Source organism: Rossellomorea yichunensis (genome assembly GCF_032337515.1).
GTDB lineage: Bacteria > Bacillota > Bacilli > Bacillales > Bacillaceae_B > Rossellomorea > Rossellomorea yichunensis.
On the sequence record NZ_JAVYAD010000019.1, the window covers coordinates 1 to 3,362 of the forward strand.

Annotated in this window: 2 protein-coding genes and 1 pseudogene; all 3 read right to left on the reverse strand. The window is 42.3% G+C overall.

Features of this window, described 5'->3' with window-relative positions; translation table 11 throughout:
- Positions 1-752: 752 nt before the first annotated feature.
- Positions 753-1,607 (reverse strand): hypothetical protein, encoded by an 855-nt coding sequence (locus tag RSX31_RS23265; protein WP_315636134.1) that lies wholly within the window; start codon positions 1,605-1,607, stop codon positions 753-755.
- Positions 1,608-1,669: 62 nt separating this feature from the next.
- A complete protein-coding gene (locus tag RSX31_RS23270; protein ID WP_315636135.1) occupies positions 1,670-2,014 on the reverse strand; it encodes a hypothetical protein in 345 nt (114 codons plus the stop codon).
- Positions 2,015-2,246: 232 nt separating this feature from the next.
- Positions 2,247-3,059: pseudogene (locus RSX31_RS23275) on the reverse strand (IS1595 family transposase); the annotation flags it as partial.
- Between the last annotated feature and the right edge of the window lie 303 nt (positions 3,060-3,362).

Genomic DNA, 3,362 nt, shown 5'->3' on the forward strand with positions numbered 1-3,362 from the left:
AGTGTACAATGTAAATTCCTGTAACTAATTCAATGGCATCCGTTCCAGATAACGAAATGCCTGATCCAAATACTCGGAAGAAGGGGTAGTGACAGCTTCGCTGGAACTCCCCCTTCTTAATGTACCTTTTCGAGAGGTTGGGTAAAAAACCCCTTTTTCCTTTTTTTTGGTTGTTGTGTTTTCTTAACACTTTGATTCTAAACTGTTAAGTTTTCTTAACACCTCTAAAACCTCAATTAAACCAGTCATATCAACGATTTAGACCACTTTTTATCAATGTATTCTTGCTGTTTTGGTACCTTATCAACTAATGCGAGAATAACCTTGTTTTGTTCATCCATGCTTGGTTTCAAGTCCTGCAAGGCTTCGCCAATATGCACACTTACTTTCTGCTCACCTTTTGTTGTTATATTCTTGGGTTGAATGGGGACTATCGATTCTCTAAAGCCAATGCTTTAACTTATGAATACATATTTTATTGATTTCACACCATTTGGATTACGTTAGACCACTTTCTCTGTAAAGAGCAATCTTCTTAATTCGGATTTTGTCCCTTTGACATAAAAAACCTCCTCAAACTCTGATTTGAAGAGATTATCTCATAGGTACTATATATGTTAACAGGTGGATTCTATTTGACGCTTACGGATATAGTGGACATAGACTACTATCTATACGCTCTAAGAATGTGTTTGTCTAAGATAAATAAAAACCCCTAGATATAGAGGTTTCTATTTTTTATAAAGATGTCACTAGCCCAATTTGTGCACACTCAACGTGGTTCCATTAAAAGTCCTTGGACCTTCACCTTGTGTACTATTTTCAAGTCTCAAGATTGAATCAGCTTCTACTACTTCAAAAACACATCCTGCCGAAAGTGATACTCTCGCATTCTGAGCACCCACACTAAAGAAACTAGAACGTGAACCTCCAATTGCCGCACCATTCAAAGTCATTAATGCACCCTGGGTGTTGCCTCCCTGCCCAGATGAAACAGTCTCAAAAGTGGCAAAGTATATACCTGGTTGAAGGATTACATTAGGCGATCCTGGTTCATGACTGATATCCGGTCCAATCAACACCTCATTGGTAGCTAGTGAAATTGGGACAGTGTCTGCAACAGCTATGTCCCCGCCAGTAACGAAACAACCTGCTGATAAAGGAGGAATAAAACCAGTTGCTCCTGCTGGCCCGGTTGCCCCTGTTGCTCCTGTGGCGCCAGTCGCTCCCGCAGCTCCATCTGCTCCTGTTGGACCTGTTGGACCCGTTGCTCCTGTGGCACCAGTCGCTCCCGCAGTTCCATCTGCTCCTGTTGCTCCTGCTGGCCCGGTTGCTCCTGCTGGTCCCGTGGCCCCTGTTGCTCCTGCTGGTCCTGTCGCTCCTGTTGCTCCTGCTGGTCCTGCTGGTCCTGTCGCTCCTGTTGCTCCTGCTGGCCCGGTTGCTCCTGTTGCACCCGCTGCTCCTGTTGCCCCTGTTGCTCCTGCTGGCCCGGTTGCTCCTGTCGCTCCCGCAGGCCCAGTTGCTCCTGTTGGTCCAGTTGGCCCGCCCGCTGGTCCGGTCGCTCCGGTTGGTCCGGTTGGACCGGGGCAATTAATAATAAAACCCATACAAATCTCTTCCTTTCTATACATAAATTAGATACTTGAATCAGGTTTAAAAATGCAAATACTCAACAACCCTCACATCGTCCTGAACATCCTGGACCCGTACAAATCTGAAGTGCAATGATGTTGATTGTCTGTTCTAATTTATCTAATAGCAGCATCTCTTTCTTAATTGCTTCTTTCATCGTAGATTGTACCGAGTCATTCACCTTTAACAAATCACATAACGCTGGCGGTGGTGTCAGACCGGGAAGTGTTCCAACAGCCAATTGAATCTTCTCTGCTTCCGCATTCAGAATATGAGCTAAAGCAAGCTCTTCAAAAGCAATGGAAGCTAACAAAAGATTAATGACATCATCACGATCAATGTCAATTTCAGCTGTAATATTAGGAATAGTTGGGAAACTCACCTTGTTCTCCCCTTTCTATGGGGTATTTTTTCAACTCTCTACTTATAATATGAGGGGATGATGAACTGGACATGGACTAATGTGCATAGTTTCTAAGAATGTGTGTTTGTCTAAGAGAAATAAAAAAAAATGATTATCCCACTAGCTCAGAATAGGTAACTGTTTTTGTTGATGCACAGAGTGCCCCTAAACGGTGGAACCATTCACCTTTAAATTTTCTTCGATTAAATCAATAACAAAATTCGTCTAAATAGGCTTGGAGATGTTTTGAATCAAGTCCGTGATATGTTCCACCAACAAAAGCCTTGGCATTTGAAATAACTGTATGGAGCCAGTGTAAATGATCTGGACTTTCTTTGGCATTGTATACTTGATACTCGTGCTTAAAACCAGCGCCTTCGAGTGGACGATATGAACGATAAGCATCGCTGCTAATCGTTGACCCTAGTTGGATGTTGTTCTTAGCAAAATCAATCAAGGTTTCCCCTTTGATGTTAGGAACGACTTTCATTTTTAGAAAAAGAGGATGCCCCTGTTTATTCAAGGATAAACCCACTAATACTTGGGTTTTGTCCGTACCTCTCCCGCGCTTTCCGCCTTCGGAAGGCGCACCAAAGTAGGCATCATCTAGCTCTACAATTCCTGCTAGCGTATAGTCTGCATCACGTTTTCTCATGGCTTGGCGGATTTTATGAAGCATGAGCCAAGCGGTTTTATACGTTACTTCAAGTTCTTCAGAAAGCCTTGTCGCAGATACACCACGTTTATCATGTGCGATGATATAGATGGCTAAGAACCACTTAGTTAGGTCTGTTCGTGTTTTTTCCATCACGGTTCCAACGGTGACAGTGGCTTGGTATCTGCACTTTTTGCATTCATAAAGCTTGTGCTTACGTGTTTTTGTTTCAAAATACGCATCGTGACCACACTTTTGACAACAATAGCCGTTCGACCACTTCAATGTAAAGAGATGATCCTGACAAGATTCTTCAGTCGAAAACTGTTTTCGGAAAGAAATCAGACTCATTTTTTGGTATCTGGACATACTAAAGCACCCTTTCAAGAACAATTGTTAGTAACCATTATTACCAAACATTAGTTCTTGATAAACATCATTCTGAGTAAAAGGGATACTCATTTAAAAAAATAGACCTCTATACAGAAGGTCCGGTAATTGAGTATTCATCTATCATTTTGATTGTATGGCTAAACCGATTCCATTTCGTCAACCCTAGAATCAGGAAAGTTTAAAACTGGACCCTGATGGTGGTCTGTTCAATCACTGGCTGACCTAATTTTACAAAAGTGGCTATCACGACGGCACCTTAATTTCTTAGACAAACGCTAG